The following is a 14,333-nucleotide window of genomic DNA, read 5'->3' as shown; positions in this document are numbered from 1 at the left end:
AAGGAGGTGCCGGATGGCGGACCTGCTCATCCTCACCCCCGCGACAGGCGGTTCCGTCGAGGTGCTGCCCGCGCTCGGCCTGCTCTCGCACCGCATCCGGGTCCTGCCCATGGAGCCCTCGGCGCTCGTGGACGCACCCGACTCCGACGTCGTGCTGCTCGACGCGCGGCGCGACCTCGTCGCGGCCCGCACCACGTGCCGCCTCCTGCACGCGACCGGCCTGACCGTCCCGCTCGTGCTCGTCCTCACCGAGGGTGGGCTGACCGTCGTCACGGCCGAGTGGGGCGCGGACGACCTCCTTCTCGAGGGGGCGGGCCCCGCGGAGGTCGAGGCGCGGCTGCGCCTCGTCATCGAGCGGTCCGCGCGCGGGCCCGCCGAGGACGGGCCGCAGGAGATCGCGGCGGGCGAGCTCGCGATCGACGCGAGCGGGTACACGGCCCGGCTGCGCGGCCGCCCCATCGACCTCACGTACAAGGAGTTCGAGCTCCTCAAGTACCTGGTGCAGCACCCCGGCCGCGTCTTCACGCGCGCCCAGCTCCTCCAGGAGGTCTGGGGCTACGACTACTACGGCGGCACCCGCACGGTCGACGTCCACGTCCGACGCCTGCGCGCCAAGCTCGGCCCCGAGCACGAGCAGCTCATCGGGACCGTGCGCAACGTGGGGTACCGGTTCGACCCGCCCAAGGACCGCCGTCCCGCCGAGGGCGCCGACGCCCCCGTGACGGACGCCGCGGGCTCGTCGGCCGACGGCGGCCCCGGGACCCCGGTAGGTTCGTCCGGGTGACGCCCGACCCCTCCGACTTCACGTCCGCCCTGCCCGACGGCCCGTGGCGCCACGAGCTCGTCCCGGCCAACGGTGCGCGGTTCCACGTCGCGCTCGCGGGTCCCGAGGACCGCGGCGTGCGCGACCCGGGACCGCCCCTCGTCGTCCTGCTGCACTCGTTCCCGCAGTTCTGGTGGGCCTGGCGCCACCAGATCGAGCCGCTCGCCGCCGCGGGCTACCGCGTCGCCGCGATGGACATCCGGGGCGTCGGCGCCTCCGACAAGCCGCCGATCGGCTACGACGCCCCGACCCGCACGCGCGACATCGCCGGGGTCGTGCGCTCGCTCGGGTCCGGGCGCGCCGTCGTCGTGGGACACGGCACGGGCGGCAGCCTCGCCTGGGCGGTGGCCGCGCTCCAGCCCGCCGTCACGGCCGGCGTCGCCGCGTTCTCCGCCCCGCACCCCGCGCGGATGCACACCTCCGCGCGTCGCCTCCTCACGCCTGCCGCGCTGCGGCAGCTCGCGTTCTACCAGGTGCCGACCCTGCCCGAGCGGGCCCTCGTCCGCGGCGACCTCGTGGGCGACGTGCTCGCGACCGGTGCGGCGGCGCCCTTCGCGCCCGACGTCGTCGAGACCTACCGCACCGTCATGCGCATCCCCTTCGCGGCGCACACCGCGATGGAGTCGCTGCGCTGGGCCGTGCGGTCGACGCCCCGCCCCGACGGCCGCCGCTTCCTCGCCGCGCTCCGTCGCCCGGTCGACGTCCCCGCGCTCCAGGTCCATGCCGAGAAGGACGGGCTCGTGCGTCGTGACCTCGCCGACGCCGACGGTGCCGCGCTGGCCCGCGACTTCCGCTTCGAGGTCGTGGACGGCGTCGGCCACTTCCTCCCCGAGGAGGCGCCCGACGCCGTGACGGACCTGCTGCTGGACTGGCTCCCGACGACCGTCCGGGCCGAGCGCGAGCGCTGACCCTCAGCTCGTCTTGACGAGCTTCGCCGCCTTGACCGGGTCGACCTCGCCGACGCCGAAGGACGGGCACCACCGGGCGATCGTGCAGGCACCGCACGCGGGCTTGCGGGCGAAGCACACCCGGCGCCCGTGGAAGATCAGCCGGTGCGAGAGCATCGTCCACTCGGACTTCTCGACGAGCCCGCCGACGACCTGCTCGACCTTGACCGGGTCCTCCTCGGTGGTCCACGCGAGGCGGCGCACGAGGCGGCCGAAGTGGGTGTCCACGGTGAGCCCCGGCACGCCGAACGCGTTGCCGAGCACGACGTTCGCCGTCTTGCGACCGACGCCCGGCAGGGTCACGAGATCCTTCAGGCGGCCCGGCACCTCGCCGTCGAACCGCTCGACGAGCGCCTGACCGATCCCGATGACCGACTGCGCCTTGGCCCGGAAGAAGCCCGTGGGCCGCAGCAGCTCCTCGAGCTCCCCCCGGTCGGCACCCGCGTAGGCCGCGGCGTCCGGGTAGCGCGCGAACAGCGCAGGGGTCGTGAGGTTCACGCGCTTGTCCGTCGTCTGCGCGGACAGGACCGTCGCGATCAGCAGCTCGAGCGGCGTCGTGAAGTCCAGCTCGCAGCGAGCGTCCGGATAGGTGACGGCCAGCTCGCGGTTGGTCCGGCGCGCGCGCCGGACCAGGGCGAGGTGCGACTCGGGCTCCGGCGCCCCCGTGCGGGCCTGCTCCGTGGTGGTCACGGACCCACCGTAGCCGCCGCCCCCGACACCCGAGTTGCGGCCGTAGGGCAGACTTGTCCTGGAACATTTCCGAGGACGAGACGATAGGACACCCCGCGTGGACGACGACGTTGTGCTCTCCGCCCCCCTGTTCGCGACGATGGACGCGGACGAGACGCGCACCCTCTTCGAGTCGATGCAGCAGATCGAGCTCTCGCGCGGAGACGTGCTGTTCCGCGAGGGCGAGCCGGGCGACCGCCTCTACGTGATCGCGAGCGGCAAGATCAAGCTGGGGCGCCGCTCCAACGACGGCCGCGAGAACCTCCTGTCGATCCTCGGCCCCGGCGAGATGTTCGGCGAGCTCTCGCTGTTCGACCCGGGCCCCCGCACCGCGACCGCGAGCTCCGTCGCCGACTCCGTCATCTACGAGCTCGGGCACGACCAGCTCGTCGAGTGGATCGAGAAGCACCCGAGCGTCGCCAAGCACCTGCTCAACGCCCTCGCGCGGCGCCTGCGCCGCACCAACGAGACGCTCGCGGACCTCGTCTTCTCGGACGTGCCCGGCCGTGTCGCCAAGGCGCTGCTCGACCTCTCGACCCGCTTCGGCGAGGAGACGGACGAGGGCATCCGCGTCGCGCACGACCTCACGCAGGAGGAGCTCGCGCAGCTCGTCGGCGCGTCGCGCGAGACCGTGAACAAGGCGCTCGCCGACTTCGCGACGCGCGGCTGGGTGCGCCGCGAGGGTCGGGCCGTCGTCCTGCTGGACATGGACCGCCTGGAGCGCCGCGCGCGCTGACCGACCGTCACCGACGAGAACGGGGTCGGCGACCAGGTCCGCGAGGACCCGGCCGCCGACCCCGTTCTCGTGCCGGAGCTACTCGGCGAGCTCCACGACGATCTCGACCTCGACCGGGGCGTCGAGCGGCAGGACCGCGACGCCGACGGCGCTGCGGGCGTGGACGCCCGCCTCGCCGAAGACCTCCCCGAGGAGGTTGCTCGCGCCGTTGACCACGCCGGGCTGACCCGTGAACGACGGGTCGCTCGCGACGAACCCGACGACCTTCACGACGCGGGCGACCTCGTCGAGGTTCCCGACGACGTCGTGCACGGCGGCGAGCGCGTTGAGCGCGCACTGCCGGGCCAGTGCCGCGGCGTCCGCGGGCGCGACGAGGCCCTCGCCGTCACCCACCTTGCCCGTGGCGGGCAGCGCGCCGTCCACGAACGGGAGCTGACCCGACGTGTGGACGTACCGGCCCGAGCGCACCGCGGGCACGTAGGCCGCGACGGGCGCCGCCACCGGGGGGAGGGTCAGACCGAGCTCCGTCAGGCGCGCGGCGATCGTCCCGGCGGGGAACCCCGCCACTACTTCTCCCCGGTCGGGCGCTTGAGGTAGGCCACGAGGCCGTTGCCGTCGGGGCCGGTGACGACCTGGACGAGCTCCCAGCCGTCGGAGCCCCACTGGTCCAGGACGGCCTTGGTGTTGTGGATGATGAGGGGGATGGTCGCGTACTCCCACGTGGTTGCCATGGGCCGAGCGTAGTCGGCCGCCGCGGGCGCCACCCGCGAGCACCGCCGCGGGATGCTTACACAACCCGCACACCCGCGATCCCCGGGATCCCGGGGCCCTCCCGGGGTCGCTCCCGTAGGGTTGTCACCATGGCTTCCCCTGTGCGTCCTCGCGGCCGGCAGATCAACGCGTACCAGCTCGTCGCCCTCTTCCTGGCGTTCGTGCTGGTCTCCGGCGTCGGCGGCGTGCTCGCCGCCGGGCTGCTCGTCCCGCTCGCCGCCGGGGCGAACACGGCGACCGACACCGCGGTCGAGGTCTTCGACGAGCTGCCCGCGGACCTCGAGCCCGGCCCCCTGTCGGAGCAGTCGCGCATCTACGCGAACGACGGCACGACGCGCCTCGCGACGTTCTACACCGAGAACCGCATCGTGGTCCCGCTGGACCAGGTCTCCGACGCGATGAAGAACGCGGTCATCGCGATCGAGGACAAGCGCTTCTGGGACCACGGCGGCGTCGACGTCGAGGGTCTCCCGCGCGCGGTCGTGAACAACATCACGGGTGGTGACACCCAGGGTGCCTCGACGCTCACGCAGCAGTACGTGAAGAACGTGCTCATCGAGCAGGCGGTCCGCGAGGACGACACCATGGCGCTCTACGAGGCCAACGAGAAGTCGCTCGGGCGCAAGGCGCGCGAGGCCAAGCTGGCCATCGCGCTCGAGAAGAAGATGACCAAGGAGGACATCCTCCAGGGCTACCTCAACATCGCGCAGTTCGGCCGCTCGGTCTACGGCGTGGAGACGGCGGCGCGGCACTACTTCAACAAGAGCGCGATCGACCTGAACTTCGTCGAGGCCGCGACCATCGCGGGGATCACGAAGGCCCCGTCCACGTACGACCCGACGACGCAGCCGGAGAACGCCCAGAAGCGGCGCGACATCGTGCTCAACCAGATGTACCAGCAGGGGTACATCACGCGGGAGGAGTACGACTCGGGCCGCGCCCAGCCGATCGCCGACACCCTGGCCATCCAGCCGCTCGAGGCCGGCTGCCAGGCGGCACAGGACGGCGCCGCGTTCTTCTGCGACTACGTCACGAAGATCATCATGTCCGACCCGGTCTTCGGCGAGACCAAGGAGGAGCGCCAGACGCTGCTCTACCGCGGTGGGCTCGACATCTACACGACGCTCGACCCCGCGATGCAGAAGGCCGCGCAGCAGCACGCGTCGGCGGCGGTGCCGGCGGACGACCCGAGCAAGCTCGAGGACGCGATCGTCTCGGTGGAGCCGGGGACCGGCAAGATCCTCGCGATGGCGCAGAACCGCGCGTTCGACAACACCCAGGACCCGGCGCCGAACACCACCGCCGTGAACTACAGCACCGACGAGGCCCACGGCGGGTCGACGGGCTTCTCGCCCGGCTCGACGTGGAAGCCCTTCGTGCTCGCCGAGTGGCTCAACGAGGGCCACTCGCTCTACGAGAACGTGAGTGCCAACAAGCGCACCTGGGTCGGCAGCCGCGACTTCCACGCGAGCTGCCAGCCCCTCGGCAACGATCCGTGGACCCCGGCGAACTCGGACGGTGACGGCAGGGGGTCGATGTCCGTCCTCAAGGCGACCTACAACTCCGTCAACACCGCCTACACGACGATGGCGAGCCAGCTCGATCTCTGCGGCGTCGCGAACACCGCCAAGGCAGCAGGCTTCACGCCGTCCTCGAAGGACAAGACCGACATCCAGATCGTGCCCTCGATGATCCTGGGCACGCAGAACTCGTCGCCGCTGAGCATGGCGGCCGCGTACGCGACGTTCGCCGCCGGGGGCACCTACTGCGCACCCATCGCGATCACCAAGGTGCTCAGCTCGGACGGGGAGGAGCTTCCGGTCCCCGCCTCGAGCTGCCAGAAGAACGCGATCGACCCGGGCGTCGCGAACACGGTGACGTACGCCCTCCAGCAGGTCCTCACGCAGGGGTCGGGCCGCGGCAACGAGCTGGCCGACGGGCGCCCCGCTGCCGGCAAGACCGGCACCGCGAACCTGAACAAGCACACGTGGTTCATCGGCTACACGCCCCAGGTCGCCACCGCGGTGTGGATCGGGAACGCCGAGAACGACGTCCAGATGAACATGCTCGAGACGGGCCGCTGGTTCACGATCAACGGCAAGTCACGGTCCTTCTGGTACGGCTCGAGCCTGGCCGCCCCGACCTGGCGCGACTACATGAACCAGGTCCTCGCCGGCAAGCCCGCCCCGGGCTTCGCCGACCCGGACTGGAAGCGCGTGAACGCCCCGGCCCCGCCGCCCACGGCGCCCTCCAACCCGGGGGACGGCGACGGTGACCAGGGCGGTGGCGGCGACCAGGGCGGCGGCGACCAGGGCGGCGGCGACCAGCCCGACGCGGACGCCGGCGGAGGTCGTGGCGACCGCGGTGACCGCGGGAACGGGGCCGGCCGCGACGACGTCGACCTCGGCGAGTGGTTCGACAACCTCGACGGCGGGGGGAACGGCTGAGCGCCGTCGGCCCGCGCCGGGCCCTGCGCGGGCTCGGTGCGCTCGCCGCTGTCGGTGCGGCGGGCGTCGCGTACGCGCACGTCGAGACCAAGCTCTTCACGCTCCGCCGGGTGACCGTGCCCGTGCTGCCCGCCGGGACGCCCGACCTGCGCGTGCTCCACGTCTCGGACCTCCACCTGGTCCCCACCCAGCGTCGCAAGATCGAGTGGGTGCGTTCGCTCGCCGAGCTCGAGCCGGACCTCGTCGTCGACACCGGCGACAACCTCGCCCACATCGACTCCCTCGACCCGCTGCTGCACGCGCTCGAGCCGCTGCTGTCGACGCCCGGTGCCTTCGTCATGGGGTCGAACGACTACTACGCGCCCGTCCCCAAGAACCCCGCGCGGTACCTCCTGCCGGACGCGCGCGTCCCGTTCGCGTCCCAGGCGCGCCTGCTGCCCGCGGGCGAGCTCGCGGCCGCGATGCGCGACGCGGGCTGGGTCGACCTCACCAACCGTCGCGACGTCCTCGAGGTCGGCGGGGTCCGCCTCGACCTCGTGGGCGTGGACGACCCCCACCTCGACCGGGACGTCTTCCCGGCTCCCTCCGCGCCGGACGCTCCCGGCGCAGGCTCCGATACGCCGTCAAGCGACGGCCCGGTGCTCCGCGTCGGGGTGACGCACGCGCCGTACCGGCGCGTCCTGGACGCCATGCACGACGACGACTCGGACCTCGTCCTCGCCGGCCACACCCACGGCGGGCAGCTCTGCGTGCCCGGGTTCGGCGCGCTCGTGACGAACTGCGACATCGACCGCAAGCGGGCCAAGGGACTGCACGGCTGGCCCGGCGTTCGGCCCGACGCACAAGGCGGCGAGGACTCGACGTGGCTGCACGTCTCCGCCGGGGCGGGGACCTCGCCGTACGCGCAGGTGCGGTTCGCGTGCCGCCCCGAGGCGACGCTGCTCACCCTGACGGCACGCTGAACGGGCCGCGCACCCCGTCCCCGCGAGCACGCGCAGCGGGTGTCGCGCGGGTCACGGGAATCGAGTTTCGTGGCACGGCACTTCGTCGGCTATTCTGGGCAGGCTTCCCGCGCGGAAGACGAGGTCTCCTCGTCGACCATCGCGCGGACGAGCAACCGGGGTGTGGCGCAGCTTGGTAGCGCGCTTCGTTCGGGACGAAGAGGTCGCAGGTTCAAATCCTGTCACCCCGACCAGGCAGAAGGCCCGGAATCATTACGATTCCGGGCCTTCGTCATGTCGGGAGGCGGGTGTCGGCACGTGTGACCCGCAGGCTAGGGCGCCGTCCCCGAGTCGTCGCACGGCGGGTCGATCGCCACTCCCGCGGCGTCCGCCTCCCCGTCCAGGAGGACGAGGGCGCGCTCCATCGCCGTCGGGCGCAGCTTGCCCACCTCGTGCCCGTGCGGGTGGTCGAAGAACGCGAGCAGGCACAGCAGGAGCGTGACGACGAGCGTGACGCTGCCCATGAGGAGACCCTGCGTCGCGGCGCGCTCCGCCGGGTCGGCGAAGAACAGCAGGAAGACGAAGACGGTCCCGGAGACGACGAAGAGCACCAGCCACAGCGGGAGGGGGATCAGACCCTCCGCACCGTGGACGCGGGACTGGCGGGCGTCCTCGCGGGCCGCGGTCTGGTCCATCCACCGGTCGTAGGCGGACTGCTGGGTGTCCGACGCGGGGACGACGTCGCGGACGGTGCGGTAGAGGGCGACCCCCCACGGGTTCACCGCCTCGCCGAGCTCGCCGTCCGCCATCTGCTCCCACTCGTTCGCGACGACGTACCGGGCGTAGCAGACGAGCTCGCCGGAGAGCCGCGCCGCGTCCTCGGGGGCGAGGAACTGCGCGGTCTCGAGCTGCTGCACGACGATCCGCGCCTCCGACTCGGCGCCGCTCCGCGCCTCGTCGTACGACTCGAACGCGAGGAAGACGATGAAGCCCAGGAGCACCGAGAAGCCGGTGGCGACCACGCCGAAGACCCCGGACGCCCGGTCGCCGTCGCTGAACCGGCTCCCGGCCGGTGCGCGTCGCCGGACGAGCAGCATCGTCGCGACGGCCACCGCGACGACGGCGACGGTCACGATCGCGCCGACGACGATGCTCACGGCACCTCCTCCGCGCGGGGACCGCCGCACGGTGCACGGCGGGTGCTGTCCTGGTCAGCCTGCCCGTGGACACCGCACGGGGTCGTCACGCGAAACGCATGAACGCCACCGCGACGTGGCGTGGGGTCCGTGGCGTGGCGTCCGTGGCGTGCGCCGTCCCGAGGACGTACCGGCACCTGCCGCCGCACCTCGCACCGCGCACGAGATCGCGCGAGACTGGGGCCGTCCGCCCGAGCCCCGGGCGCCCGAGTCACCGCGGAGGTCGCCATGAGCGCTGGTCGTCACGTCGTCGTCGGAGGAGGGCTCGCCGCGGCGAAGGCGGTCGAGACCCTGCGCGACGAGGGCTACGACGGCGGGCTGACCGTCGTCGCGCGCGAGCCGCACCGACCGTACGAGCGGCCGCCGCTGTCCAAGGACTACCTGCGCGGCGAGGCCGAGCGCGACACGGTGTTCCCGCTCGCGGCCGACTGGTACGCCGACCACGACGTCGAGCTCCTCACCGGGGCCGAGGCGACCGCCGTCGACCTCGCCGGGCGGAACGTGTCCCTCGCGGACGGCCGGGCGCTGCCCTACGAGAAGCTGCTGCTCGCGACCGGCTCGGACCCGCGCCGGATCCCGCTGCCCGGCCTGGACCTGGACGGCGTCCACGAGCTGCGCACGCTCGACGACAGCGACGCGCTCGCCGCCGCGCTGCGCGCCGCCCACGACGACGGTGCGGGGCGGCTCGCGATCGTCGGCGACGGCTGGATCGGGCTCGAGGTCGCGGCGTCGGCCCGCTCGCTCGGGCTCGACGTCACGGTGATCGGGCTCGGCACGCACCCGCTCGAGCGCGTCCTCGGCCCGGAGATGGGCGAGCTGTACGGGCAGGTCCACACCGACCACGGCGTCCACCTCCACCGCCGCGCCCAGGTCACGGGTATCTCGGGCTCGGGCGGCCGCGCGACAGGCGTCGACATCGCCGACGGGACCCACGTCGACGCCGACCTCGTGCTCGTCGCCGTGGGCGCGGTCCCGAACGTCACGCTCGCCCGCGACGCGGGCCTCGCGCTCGACTCCGCGACGGGCGGCGTCGTCGCCTCCGCGACGCTCCAGACCACCGACCCCGACGTCTTCGTCGCCGGAGACATCGCGAGCGTGCCGACCGCGCGCTACGGGCGGTCGGTCCGCGTCGAGCACTGGGCGACGGCGCTCAACCAGGGCCCGCACGCGGCACGCGCGATGCTCGGCTCGACCGACCCCTACCCCGAGCTGCCGTACTTCTTCTCCGACCAGTACGACGTCGGCATGGAGTATCTCGGCTTCGTCGCCGGGCCCGACGCCTACGACGAGGTCGTGGTCTCCGGCTCCGTCCCCGACCGCGAGCTCGTCGCGTTCTGGGTCAAGGACGGCCGCGTCGAGGCGGGCATGGCCGTCAACGTCTGGGACCGCATGGAGGACGTCAAGGCGCTGATCCACCGCGACGCCGTCGACCGCGCCGAGCTGGAGTCGTTCGTCGGCTGAATGAGAGAGCCGTCTGACCCGACGAGGTAGAGCCGTGGTCGGCCGAGGTAGAGCCGTGGTCGGCCGAGGTAGAGCCGTGGTCATGCCCGACAGCGACGGGTCCACCGCCCCAGCCGGATCTCCCGTCGCGACCCGCCGACCCGCGCCCACACCGCACGGCGCGAACCGACCGGCACCGCCCGCAGTCACGCGAGGCGAACACAGACCAGGGCGAGACGACGCCGGGCGGGGCGGTGGTGCCGCGTCGTGGCGGGCCTGGCGGGAGCCGTGAGGAACGAGCGGCGGATGGTAGACGCGGCACCACCACCCACCCAGGGCTACCACACGCCGTCGAACCCAAGAACCACGGCTCTACCTCGCGCAACCACGGCTCTACCTCGGCAGACCACGGCTCTACCTCGGCAGACCACGGCTCTACCTCGCGCAACCACGGCTCTACCTCGCGCAACCACGGCTCTACCTCGCGCAACCACGGGTCTACCTCGGCGGACCAGGGTCTCTCCCTCGGCGTCAGGGGAGGTCGCGCTGGGCGGGGCCGACGTACTCGCTGAGCGGGCGGATGAGGGCGTTGGCGGCGCGCTGCTCCATGACGTGCGCGGTCCAGCCCACCACGCGCGACGCGACGAACAGCGGGGTGAAGATCTGCGTGTCGAAGCCCATGAGGTGGTACGCGGGACCCGCCGGGTAGTCGAGGTTCGGGAGGATGTTCTTGCGCTCGGTCATCGCGGCCTCGAGCGCGGTGTACAGGTCGAGCAGGTCCTGGCGGCCGTAGTGCTCGACGAGGTCGTCGAGCGTCGCGCGCATGGTGGGGACCCGCGAGTCGCCGTGCTTGTAGACGCGGTGCCCGAACCCCATGATCTTGCGCTTGTGCGCGAGCGCGTCGTCGAGCCAGGCCTCGGCGCGGTCGGCGGTCCCGATCTCGGCGAACGTCGCCATGACCGCCTCGTTGGCGCCGCCGTGGAGCGGGCCCTTGAGCGCGCCGACGGCGCCCGTCACCGCGGAGTGCAGGTCGGACAGCGTCGACGTGATGACGCGCGCGGTGAAGGTCGACGCGTTGAACGAGTGCTCCGCGTACAGCACCATCGAGACCTCGAACGCGCGCACGACGGCGGGCTCGGGCTCCTCGCCGAACGTCATCCACAGGAAGTTCTCGGCGTAGGACAGGTCGTCGCGCGGCTCGACGATCTGCTGCCCGCGGCGGCGGCGCTGGTCGAGCGCGACGGCGGCGGGCAGCACGGCCCACAGGCGCAGCGCCTTGGCCTGCTCGGCCTCGGGCGAGGAGTCCTCGGCGTCGGGGTCGTGCGCGCCGAGCTGGGAGATCGCGGTGCGGCACACGTCCATCGGGTGGCACGTCGTCGGGAGCTCGAGGATCGCGTTGCGCACGTTGCCGGGTAGCGCACGATGCGCGCGCTCGACGGCGGTCTGCTCGGCGAGCTGCTCGGGCGTGGGGAGCTCGCCGTGCCACAGGAGGTAGGCGACCTCCTCGAAGCTGCGGCGTGCGGCGAGGTCCTGCACCGGGTAGCCGCGGTAGAGGAGCGAGTTCGTCTCGGGGTTGACCTTGGAGATCGCGGTGACGTCGACGACGACGCCCGCGAGGCCCTTGCGGATCTCGGGTGCGTCGGTGGTCGGTGCGGTGGGGGTGGTCATGCGGTCACTCCTTCGTGCAGCACGGGTCGCGGGAGGTGCCGGTGCCACGGCCGGGTGGAGCGGGCGTGGCACCGGCGGGTCGTCAGGGCCGGTAGGTGAAGATGCCCTCGTCGAACGTGTTGTAGGCGGCGTAGTCGAGCAGCTCGTAGAGGCGCGCGCGCGTCTGCATGCCCTCGACCTGGCCGGCCTGGGTGCCGGTCTCGGCGATCTCGTCGAGCGCGCGCTCGGTCGCGCCCATCGCGACGCGCAGGAGCGTGACGGGGTAGATGATCAGCCGGACGCCGGCGTCGCCGAGCTGGCGGCGCGTGAAGAGCTCGGACTTGCCGAACTCGGTCATGTTGGCGAGCACGGGGACGTCGACGGCGGACGCGACGGCCTCGAACTCCGACAGGTCCTTCATCGCCTCGGGGAAGATCGCGTCGGCACCGGCGTCGACGAGCGCCTTCGCGCGGTCGATCGCGGCGCGCAGCCCGGCGTCGCCGGGGATCGTGCCGCGCACGTCGGTGCGCGCCATGATCAGGAAGCCCGGGTCGCGGCGCGCGTCGGCGGCGGCACGGACGCGCTTGGCCGCCTCGTCGAGCCCGACGACCTCCTTGCCGTCGAGGTGGCCGCACCGCTTGGGGTTGACCTGGTCCTCGACGTGCGCGCCCGCGACGCCCGCGTCCTCGAGCGCCTGGACGGTGCGCGCGACGTTCATCGGCTCGCCGAACCCGGTGTCGGCGTCGACGAGCGCGGGCAGGTCGGTGACGCGCGCGATCTGCTGCGAGCGCCCCGCGACCTCCGTGAGGGTCGTGAGGCCGATGTCGGGCAGGCCGAGGTCCGCCGACAGCACGGCCCCCGACACGTACACGCCCTCGAACCCCTTGTCCTGGACGAGTCGCGCGGACAGCGGGTTGAACGCGCCCGGGAGCCGCAGCGGCTCCCCCGTGGTCGCCGCGGCGTCGAGCGCCGCGCGGAACGCGCGCCGCTTGTCCGACGGCGTCACCTGGCTGTACAGCATCAGCGCGCCTCTCCCTCGGTCGTCTCGTCGGCCTCGTGCATGGTGAACCCGTCACCCTCGAACTCCGCGGGCGCGGCGCCGTCGTCATCGCGCCCGAGCTCGAAGAGCCCGGTCGGCGTCGGCACGGAGTCGAGCAGGCCGGGGCGGCCGACGATCGTCAGCTCGCGGACCTCGGCCGGCGTGAGCGACGGGAGCCGCTGCGCGAGGTCGAGGAAGCGCTCGATCTCGGCGTCCTCGAGGACGCCGGCTGCGAGCGTGCGGAACTTCTTCACGTACTGCTCGCGGCCGAACGGCCGCGCGCCGAGCGGGTGCGCGTCGGCGACGGCGATCTCGCGGACGAGGCGGCCGCCGTCGGCCAGCTCGATCTCGACGCGACCGCCGAACGCCTTCTCGGCCGGGTCGGTCGAGTGGTAACGGCGCGTCCACTCCGGGTCCTCGGCCGTGGTGACCTTGGCCCACAGCGCGACCGTGTCCTCGCGACCCGCGCGCTCGGGCGTGTACGAGTCGACGTGGTGCCAGCCGCCGTCCTGGAGCGCGACGGCGAAGATGTAGGGGATCGAGTGGTCGAGCGTCTCGCGCGACGCGGTCGGGTCGTACTTCTGCGGGTCGTTCGCGCCGGAGCCGATGACGTAGTGCGTGTGGTGGCTCGTGTGGATGACGATCGACGTGACGTTCTCGGGGTCGGCGAGCCACGGGTGCTCGTCGTGCAGCGCGCGGGCGAGGTCGATGAGCGCCTGCGACTGGTACTCGGCCGAGTGCTCCTTGGTGTACGTGTCGAGGATCGCGGTCTTGGGCTCGCCCGGGGCCGGGAGCACGACGTCGTACGCCGCGTCCGGACCGTCGAGCAGCCACGCGACGACGCCGTCCTCGCCCTCGTAGATCGGCTCGGGCGACGTCTGCCCGCGCATCGCCCGGTCGACGGCCTCGACCGCGACCTTGCCCGCGAACGCCGGGGCGTGCGCCTTCCACGTGGAGATCTGGCCCTTGCGGGACTGGCGCGTGGCCGTCGTCGTGTGCAGGGCCTGGCCGATGGCCTGGAACACGGTCTCGGTGTCGAGGCCGAGGAGCGTCCCGATGCCCGCGGCGGCCGACGGCCCGAGGTGCGCGACGTGGTCGATCTTGTGCTGGTGGAGGCTGATCGCGCGGACGAGGTCGACCTGGACCTCGTAGCCGGTCGCGATCGCCCGCACGACCGCGGCGCCGTCGGACCCGGCGTGCTGCGCGACGGCGAGGATCGGCGGGATGTTGTCGCCCGGGTGGGAGTACTCGGCGGCGAGGAACGTGTCGTGGAAGTCGAGCTCGCGGACCGCGACGCCGTTCGCCCAGGCCGCCCACTCGGGGCTCGTGCGGGTGGTGAGGCCGCAGCCGAACACTGTCGCGCCCGGCGTGTAGGGGTGCGCGAGCGCCTGGCCGCGCGCCGCGACGGCCGGACCGCGCGTGAGGCTGGCCGCGGCGACGGCCGCGTTGTCGATGACGCGGTTGATCACCATGTCGACGACCTCGGGCGTGACCTCGACCGGGTCCGTCGCGAGCTCGGCGAGCTTCCACGCGAGCTGGTCGGTGCGGTCGAGCGGCTCCGCGCTGGGGTAGACGCGCAGGTGGTGGGTGTACGGCATCGGTGTCTCCGTCGTGCGG

General features: G+C 72.9%; 13 protein-coding genes and 1 tRNA gene. 7 read left to right on the top strand and 7 right to left on the bottom strand.

The window, feature by feature from the left end; genetic code table 11:
* Window positions 1-13: 13 nt before the first annotated feature.
* Together CCE02nite_RS08040 and CCE02nite_RS08035 are read left to right on the top strand one after the other, a co-directional pair.
* A complete protein-coding gene (locus CCE02nite_RS08040) occupies window positions 14-784 on the top strand; it encodes a winged helix-turn-helix transcriptional regulator (protein ID WP_255318713.1) in 771 nt (256 codons plus the stop codon).
* Window positions 781-1,731 (top strand): alpha/beta fold hydrolase, encoded by a 951-nt coding sequence (locus CCE02nite_RS08035; protein ID WP_141389121.1) that lies wholly within the window; start codon window positions 781-783, stop codon window positions 1,729-1,731. Before CCE02nite_RS08040 ends, CCE02nite_RS08035 begins: the two co-directional genes overlap by 4 nt.
* A gap of 3 nt (window positions 1,732-1,734) precedes the next feature.
* On the opposite strand, the gene nth is transcribed toward CCE02nite_RS08035, so the two are convergent.
* Window positions 1,735-2,460, bottom strand: coding sequence for an endonuclease III (nth, locus tag CCE02nite_RS08030; protein ID WP_218027062.1), 726 nt, complete (start codon window positions 2,458-2,460; stop codon window positions 1,735-1,737).
* Between the two features lie 97 nt (window positions 2,461-2,557).
* Between nth and CCE02nite_RS08025 the strand changes: the two genes are divergently transcribed.
* On the top strand, window positions 2,558-3,235 hold the full coding sequence (locus tag CCE02nite_RS08025; protein ID WP_021481784.1) for a Crp/Fnr family transcriptional regulator: 678 nt from the start codon (window positions 2,558-2,560) through the stop codon (window positions 3,233-3,235).
* Between the two features lie 78 nt (window positions 3,236-3,313).
* Here CCE02nite_RS08025 and CCE02nite_RS08020 read toward each other — a convergent pair whose 3' ends face one another.
* Window positions 3,314-3,802: a RidA family protein gene (locus CCE02nite_RS08020; RefSeq protein ID WP_218027061.1), complete on the bottom strand. Its 489-nt coding sequence runs from the start codon at window positions 3,800-3,802 to the stop codon at window positions 3,314-3,316.
* Entirely contained in the window at window positions 3,802-3,966 is a 165-nt protein-coding gene (gene sp36 / locus CCE02nite_RS20435; RefSeq protein WP_021481786.1) for a Sp36 family protein, read from the bottom strand. The genes CCE02nite_RS08020 and sp36 overlap by 1 nt, the downstream gene beginning before the upstream one ends.
* Window positions 3,967-4,095: 129 nt before the next feature.
* On the opposite strand from sp36, the gene CCE02nite_RS08015 reads away from it, so the two are divergent.
* From CCE02nite_RS08015 to CCE02nite_RS08005, 3 genes are all read left to right on the top strand, one after another.
* Window positions 4,096-6,453, top strand: a complete 2,358-nt coding sequence (locus tag CCE02nite_RS08015) for a transglycosylase domain-containing protein (RefSeq protein WP_141389120.1) — start codon at window positions 4,096-4,098, stop codon at window positions 6,451-6,453.
* Complete coding sequence (locus CCE02nite_RS08010; protein ID WP_141389157.1) at window positions 6,450-7,415, top strand: metallophosphoesterase; 966 nt, start codon at window positions 6,450-6,452, stop codon at window positions 7,413-7,415. Before CCE02nite_RS08015 ends, CCE02nite_RS08010 begins: the two co-directional genes overlap by 4 nt.
* A gap of 156 nt (window positions 7,416-7,571) precedes the next feature.
* Window positions 7,572-7,648 (top strand) — tRNA-Pro (locus tag CCE02nite_RS08005).
* A gap of 78 nt (window positions 7,649-7,726) precedes the next feature.
* Here the strand turns inward: CCE02nite_RS08005 and CCE02nite_RS08000 are convergent.
* Window positions 7,727-8,551, bottom strand: a complete 825-nt coding sequence (locus tag CCE02nite_RS08000; protein WP_141389119.1) for a bestrophin-like domain — start codon at window positions 8,549-8,551, stop codon at window positions 7,727-7,729.
* 267 nt (window positions 8,552-8,818) lie between these two features.
* On the opposite strand from CCE02nite_RS08000, the gene CCE02nite_RS07995 reads away from it, so the two are divergent.
* Window positions 8,819-10,051, top strand: coding sequence for an NAD(P)/FAD-dependent oxidoreductase (locus CCE02nite_RS07995; RefSeq protein WP_141389118.1), 1,233 nt, complete (start codon window positions 8,819-8,821; stop codon window positions 10,049-10,051).
* Window positions 10,052-10,561: 510 nt separating this feature from the next.
* On the opposite strand, the gene CCE02nite_RS07990 is transcribed toward CCE02nite_RS07995, so the two are convergent.
* The 3 genes from CCE02nite_RS07990 to CCE02nite_RS07980 form a co-directional block, all read right to left on the bottom strand.
* Window positions 10,562-11,698 carry a bifunctional 2-methylcitrate synthase/citrate synthase gene (locus tag CCE02nite_RS07990; protein ID WP_141389117.1) on the bottom strand — a complete coding sequence of 379 codons (1,137 nt, stop codon included), beginning with the start codon at window positions 11,696-11,698 and terminating at the stop codon, window positions 10,562-10,564.
* A gap of 82 nt (window positions 11,699-11,780) precedes the next feature.
* Window positions 11,781-12,698, bottom strand: a complete 918-nt coding sequence (gene prpB, locus CCE02nite_RS07985) for a methylisocitrate lyase (RefSeq protein WP_141389116.1) — start codon at window positions 12,696-12,698, stop codon at window positions 11,781-11,783.
* On the bottom strand, window positions 12,698-14,314 hold the full coding sequence (locus tag CCE02nite_RS07980) for an MmgE/PrpD family protein (RefSeq protein ID WP_141389115.1): 1,617 nt from the start codon (window positions 14,312-14,314) through the stop codon (window positions 12,698-12,700). The genes prpB and CCE02nite_RS07980 overlap by 1 nt, the downstream gene beginning before the upstream one ends.
* Between the last annotated feature and the right edge of the window lie 19 nt (window positions 14,315-14,333).

This window comes from Cellulosimicrobium cellulans, from assembly GCF_006539945.1.
Lineage (GTDB): Bacteria > Actinomycetota > Actinomycetes > Actinomycetales > Cellulomonadaceae > Cellulosimicrobium > Cellulosimicrobium cellulans.
Note: the sequence above shows the minus strand (reverse complement) of the source record. Positions and strands in the feature narration are given on the sequence as shown.

Bases quoted from the DNA above. Each gene is read 5' to 3' on its own strand.
- CCE02nite_RS08040 (WP_255318713.1), top strand. From the start codon at position 14: ATGGCGGACCTGCTCATCCTCACCCCCGCGACAGGCGGTTCCGTCGAG.
- sp36 (WP_021481786.1), bottom strand. From the start codon at position 3,966: ATGGCAACCACGTGGGAGTACGCGACCATCCCCCTCATCATCCACAAC.
- CCE02nite_RS08015 (WP_141389120.1), top strand. From the start codon at position 4,096: ATGGCTTCCCCTGTGCGTCCTCGCGGCCGGCAGATCAACGCGTACCAG.
- CCE02nite_RS07995 (WP_141389118.1), top strand. From the start codon at position 8,819: ATGAGCGCTGGTCGTCACGTCGTCGTCGGAGGAGGGCTCGCCGCGGCG.
- CCE02nite_RS07990 (WP_141389117.1), bottom strand. From the start codon at position 11,698: ATGACCACCCCCACCGCACCGACCACCGACGCACCCGAGATCCGCAAG.
- prpB (WP_141389116.1), bottom strand. From the start codon at position 12,698: ATGCTGTACAGCCAGGTGACGCCGTCGGACAAGCGGCGCGCGTTCCGC.
- CCE02nite_RS07980 (WP_141389115.1), bottom strand. From the start codon at position 14,314: ATGCCGTACACCCACCACCTGCGCGTCTACCCCAGCGCGGAGCCGCTC.